The 6191-nt window shown below is 62.2% G+C and carries 2 protein-coding genes; both read left to right on the forward strand.

All coding sequences use genetic code 11. The features are described from left to right. The first annotated feature begins 115 nt into the window (after positions 1–115). A complete protein-coding gene (locus NW806_RS09220; protein ID WP_414410880.1) occupies positions 116–2989 on the forward strand; it encodes a helicase-related protein in 2874 nt (957 codons plus the stop codon). Beyond that, positions 2986–6191: Eco57I restriction-modification methylase domain-containing protein (locus NW806_RS09225; RefSeq protein WP_414410881.1), on the forward strand; the 3206-nt coding region annotated here is incomplete at its 3' end. The genes NW806_RS09220 and NW806_RS09225, both read left to right, overlap by 4 nt.

Raw genomic sequence — 6191 nt, forward strand, 5'->3', positions numbered from 1 at the left:
TTGCCAAAGCCCACTGCCCGCCCAGGCAAACCCGTAGCAGTAGGGCGAGGCTTCTTCTTGATTCTACTGGGACAACAGCTAGTTTAAGCTTGTTCCGTGGCGCCTTTTGGGTTCCATGCAGCCTGGCTCAGTTGTTCGCTTCCGCCACCGCGAGTGGGTGGTGCTTCCGGGGGATACCGAGGAAGTCCTGGTGCTCCGGCCCCTGACTGGCACCCCTAAGGAGGGGGTTCACGTCCACCGGCGGCTTATGCATCTGGTGGGAGGTACCCTGCCCTTTGAGCGGGTTACCCCTGCCTCATTTCCCCTGCCAAGCGCCAAGAATGTTTCCGACGCTACAAGCACTTACCTTCTCTGGCAGGCTGCCCGGCTAATTCTACGGGAGGGAGCCACCCCCTTCCGCTCCCTGGGCCGCATCTCCATCCGTCCACGGGTGTACCAGTTTGTGCCGCTGCTCATGGCCCTGCGCCTGGATCCGGTGCGGCTATTGATTGCCGACGACGTGGGGGTAGGCAAAACCATTGAGGCGCTGCTGATAGCCAGAGAGCTTTGGGATCGCGGCGAGATCCGACGCCTTTGCATCCTGTGTCCCCCTTACCTCTGCGAGCAGTGGGCCAGTGAGCTGGCGGAAAAGTTTAACCTGGAGCCCGTGATCCTCCGCTCGGGAACGGTGGGGCAACTGGAGCGGAAAACCCCCCCTGGGCGCAGCCTCTACGAACACTTCCCTGTCCAGGTGGCCAGCATTGACTTCCTCAAGACTGAGCGCAACCGCCACCAGTTTCTGCAGTTTTGTCCTGAGCTGGTCATTGCCGACGAAGTCCATGGGGCAGCGGCAGCTCCAGGCAGAAGCCAGCAGGAACGCCATAGCCTGCTCAAAGCGGTGGCCCAAAAGCCCAGCCGCCACTTGATCCTGCTGACGGCCACCCCCCACAGTGGCATTCCAGAGGCCTTTCGCTCGCTGCTGGGGCTGTTGCGACCTGAGTTTGAGGGGTGGGATCTCCAGGCTCTCTCAGAAGAGCAACGTCTCCAGCTAGCCCGTCACTTTGTCCAGCGCACCCGGCGGGACATTAGGGAGACCTGGCAAGAGCTGACCTGTTTTCCAACCCGCGAAGCTGGAGATGCAACCTACACTCTTTCTGAGCGGCAGCGGGAGCTGTTTGAGCGCACCTATGCCTTTTGCTCAGAGTTGGTGCGGACAGGAGAACATCTGGAGCAGCGGCGGCGGCGAGTGCGCTACTGGGGTGCTTTGGCTCTCTTGCGCTGTGTGATGTCCAGCCCAGCAGCAGCCGTGGCCGCCTTGCGCCATCGCAGCGGCCTAACCCCGGAGGCAGAAGACGTTGAGGCGGAGTTGAGCCGCTGGGTGTTCGAGTCGGCAGAAGAGCGGGTTGACGATGAATGGTCAGCGCTAGCTCTAGAAGCTGGAGATAGCGACCGCCGCCGGCTACAAGCTCTGGCTCGGCTAGCTGAACACCTGCAGGGCCCCGAGCACGACACCAAGTTGGCGCGGGCCATTGAGTTGGTGAAGAGGTTGCTCGAAGAAGGCTTTCACCCCATCCTCTGGTGCCGCTACGTAGCCACAGCGGAGTACCTGGCCAGCCACCTGCGGCAACACCTGGGATCCGCCGCCCAAGTAGCCTGCGTAACCGGCAGGATGGGGGACGAGGAGCGCAAGGCCAAGATCGCCGAACTGGCCGTTGAGCAGCCCCGGGTACTGGTGGCCACCGACTGCCTTTCGGAAGGGATCAACCTGCAGGAAAAGTTTACCGCCGTCATCCACTACGACCTACCCTGGAACCCCAATCGGCTGGAGCAGCGGGAGGGGCGGGTGGATCGCTACGGCCAAAAAGCCGACCGGGTCAAGGTGATCCGCTTTTTTGGGCAGGACAACCCCATCGACGGCGTGGTGCTGAAGGTGTTGCTGGACAAGGCGCGGGAAATCCACCGCACCCTCGGCACCCCGGTGCCTGTCCCAGAAGCCAGCGAAAGCGTTACCCAGGCTGTGCTGGAAGCCCTCTTCCTGCGCCAAGGAGAGTGGTCAGCCGAGCGCCAGTTGGTGCTGGATCTGGACGGAGAAGTGCTCAAGTTTCACCAGCAGTGGGAGGAGCAGGCCCAGCGGGAAAAGCTCAACCGCACTCGCTTTGCCCAGCGGGCCCTCAAGCCTGAAGAAGTGCAGCGGGAGCTGGAGGCTGCAGATGCTGTCCTAGGGGATCCCGACGCCGTCCGCGAGTTTTTCTTGACTGCCGCCCAGCGCCTCAACCTGACGGTAACCCCCCAGAAGCAGCCTGGAGTTTACCAGGTGAGTGTGGGCGCCGAGGCCACCGCCACCCTGCCGGAAGCCCTTCGCCTGGCTCTACCCGCTTCCAAGAGCGGGCGCTGGCTCATTAGCTTTGACTCGCCTACACCGCCAGGGGCGGAGTATGTTGGCCGCAACCACCGCTTTGTGGCTGCCCTGGCCCATTTTTTGCTGGAGGAGGCCCTCAGCGCTGGGGAGAATCCCCTCATCTGCCGCTGTGGCGCTCTCCGCAGCCGGGCTGTAGCTGAGCTCACCACCCTCTTGCTGCTGCGGGTGCGCTACCTGCTGGAGCTATCCCAAAACCAGCCTCTTTTGGGGGAGGAGGTGTTGGTGCTGGGTGGGGTTGGCCTGGAAAGGGGGGAGGCCCAGTGGCTGGAGACAGCCACCGCTTGGCAACTGCTGGCCAAAGCCAAGCCGGATGCCAACCTGCCCTTGGCAGAAAAACAGGAGCTGGTCGAGCATCTCCTGGCCTGTCTTGGCCCCTGGCCGGAAACAGGGGAAAACTGGGGAACAGGGCACCCCCTGCAGCAGGCGGTGCGGGAGCGGATTGGCCAGCGGGCTAGTGAGCTGGAGGCTGCCCACAGGCGCATCCGTCAGGCGGTGTCGCTGCAGGTGCGGGGCCTGCAGGTAAAGCCGCAGTTTCCCCCGGATCTTCTGGGACTTCTGGTTCTCCAACCTTTGGTGGGCGAGCAGCAATGAGTGAGTGGGCTGGGGTACGCATCGAAGGGGGCCTGTTGGGGCCTGACATCCTGGAGAAACTTCTAGCCGGGGATCTGCCAGGACAAAAGCCAGAAGACTTTGGCCTAGCCAGCAAGCGCAGCCTCACCGAAGAGATAGCCATGGCGCTGGCCACTGCCCGCACCTACTGGGAGGCTTTCCAGGGGCGGTTGGCCCGTCTGCCCCAAGCGGATCTGGGCACTTCGGTTACGCGCGACGCCTGGGTTATCCCGTTCTTGAGCCTGCTGGGCTACGAGCTGCACTACAACCCACGGGCCCAGGAGGTTGATGGTGCTACCTTTGCCATCTCCCACCGGGCAGGGGAGGCGGAAGAGGCGCCGCCGGTGCACATTGTGGGCGTGCGGCAGGAGCTGGGGCGGCTAGCTCCAACGGGCCGACCTCGTCTAGCGCCCCATTCTCTGTTGCAGGAGTATCTCAACCGCAGCGAGCACCTCTGGGGCATTGTCACCAACGGCGTGACCCTGCGCCTTTTGCGCGACTCCACCTATGTGCGTCGGCAGGCCTATGTGGAGTTTGACCTAAGGCAAATCCTAGAGGAGCAGCGGTTTAACGACTTTGCCCTTCTCTTTCGGCTGCTGCACCGCAGCCGGCTGCCCCAAGTTGCAGGGCAAGCGGCGGATTGTCTGTTGGAAAAGTACTACCAGCAGGCTCTGGAGCAGGGTGGCCGGGTACGGGAGCGACTGCGGGATGGGGTGGAAGCCTGCCTCAAGGGCTTGGCCAATGGGTTTCTCTCCCACCCCAAGAACTCCCAGTTGCGGGATTGGCTGGCTTCTGGCAGGTCGGCAGCTTTGGAGTTCTACCGCCAGTTGCTGCGGCTAGTCTATCGCTTCTTGTTCCTGCTGGTCTCGGAGGAGCGGGGGCTTATCAGCGCCAGTCCTCTCTACCGGGATCACTACGGCGTGGGTCGGCTGCGGCAGCTTTTGGAGCGGCGGAGCGCCTTTACGGAACATGAGGATCTCTGGTGCAGCCTGCGGGTGCTCTGGCGGGTGCTCTCCCAAGAGGAGCTGGCCCAGCTTTTGGGGGCTGCCCCTCTCAATGGGGACCTCTTTGCTCCCCTGGAGCTGGATAGCTGCAGCCTCAGCAACCGGGATCTGCTGCAGGCCTTCTGGCACTTGGCCTACTACCAGGAAAGCCCCACCTCTCCCCCTCGCCGGGTGAACTACGCTGCCCTGGACGTGGAGGAGCTGGGATCCGTCTACGAAAGTCTGCTGGACTACCAGCCCCAGGTTGTCACCTCCCAGGGGGTGCCTCGCTTTGAACTCGGCTACGGCTCTGAGCGCAAGAGCACGGGCTCTTACTACACCCCACCGGAGCTAGTGGCTGAACTAGTCCGCTCGGCGTTGGAGCCCGTCCTGGAAGCACGGCTAGAGGAAGCAAGAAAGATAGCTAGCAGGGAGTGGAGCTCGATCCCTCCAGCCCTTCGCCAGAGGCTTGCCCGCCAAGTCGCTGCAAGACTGGCAAGACCCCCTGGAGGTCAACGGCAGGCAACTCCCTCGGAAGAAGAACTGGCCCTGGCCTGGCAGTCTATCCCCTTGAGTAACCGCCATATTCTTGCGGCTGAGCAGGCCCTGCTTTCCCTGCGCATCCTGGATCCTGCCTGTGGGTCGGGGCACTTCCTGCTGGCAGCGGCCCGGCGTTTGGGCAAGGAGCTGGCCAAGATTCGCAGCGGCGAAGAGGAACCTGCCCCAGAGCGGGTGCGGGAAGCCATCCGGGATGTTGTAGCCCATTGCCTCTATGGTGTGGACAAAAACCCCCTGGCGGTGGAGCTCTGTCGGGTGGCCCTGTGGCTAGAAGCCCACTGTGCCGGCAAGCCCCTTACCTTTTTGGATCACCGCATCAAGTGTGGCGACTCGCTGGTGGGGGTGCTGGATCCCAAGGTGTTGCAAATGGGTATTCCCGATGAAGCCTTCACCCCGGTCAGCTCTGACTCCAGGGAGGCTGCCCAGTCCCTCAAGAGGCGCAATCGCAGCGAGCGCAAAGCTTTGCAAAGCGGGCAACTTTCCCTTCCCCTTGAACCTGAGGAGGCGCTGACCAAGCTAAGCCAGGAACGACAGGAGCTAGAAGCCATTCCAGATAACTCCCCGGAGGAGGTGAGCCGTAAGCAGCAGCTCTATAGCCGCTCCTGCCAAGACCCGGAACACCAAAAGCTGGTGGAAGCCTGCCACCTCTGGACAGCGGCCTTTTTCCAGCCCTTGACCTCTGACTTCTCCAGAGCCATTACCACCCAAGCGGTGATTGACCGGCTGGAGGGTAGGGCCCATCCCCAAGCTCTAGCAACTGCCCAAGCCCTGGCCTCAGAGCAACGCTTCTTCCACTGGCCGCTGGAGTTTCCTGAGGTCTTTGAGCAGGGCGGCTTCGACGTCATTCTGGGCAACCCGCCGTGGGAGCGGATCAAGCTCCAGGAAGAGGAGTTTTTTGCCAGCCGCGATGCCCAGATTGCCAAAGCACCCAATGCTGATGCCCGCAAGCGCTTGATTAAGCAACTGCCTGAGGTCAACCCTGCTCTGTGGGCAGAGTATCAACACGCCCTGCATGCTGCCGAAAGCACCAGCCGCTTTTTGCGCAGCAGTGGAGCCTATCCGCTCACGGGTCGCGGCGACATCAACACCTATTCCGTTTTTGCCGAGAGGGTGCGCCTCCTGCTTAGCCCCCGCGGACGGGCGGGCATCATCATTCCTACCGGCATTGCCACCGACGACACCAACAAGCTTTTCTTTGCCGATGTGGTGGAAAAAGGGCAACTGGCCAGTCTGTTTGATTTTGAAAACCGCGACAAACTCTTCCCGGCGGTGGATAGTCGCATGAAATTCTGCCTGCTCACCCTCACCGGCAGAAACGTATCAGCGAGTGCCCCTGCTTTCGCCTTCTTCGCCACCCGTGCCGACCACCTGCGCGACCCGCGTCGGCTCTTTAGCCTAACGCCGCAGGACATTGCCCGCATCAACCCCAACACCCGCACCCTGCCCGTCTTCCGCACCCGGCAAGACGCCGACCTCACCCGCGCCATCTACCAGCGCGTGCCGGTACTGGTGAACGAACGCACGGGTGAAAACCCTTGGGACGTGCGCTTTCTGCGCATGTTCGATATGTCCAACGACTCGCACCTCTTCCGCACCCGTGCAGAGCTGGAAAAGCAAGGTTACCGGCTGGTGGGGAATGTGTT

It is taken from the genome of Synechococcus sp. W65.1 (assembly GCF_047461615.1).
In the GTDB taxonomy this organism is placed as follows: domain Bacteria; phylum Cyanobacteriota; class Cyanobacteriia; order Thermostichales; family Thermostichaceae; genus Thermostichus.

Excerpts from the sequence above, each read along its gene's own strand:
- NW806_RS09220 (WP_414410880.1), top strand. The coding sequence starts at position 116 with ATGCAGCCTGGCTCAGTTGTTCGCTTCCGCCACCGCGAGTGGGTGGTG.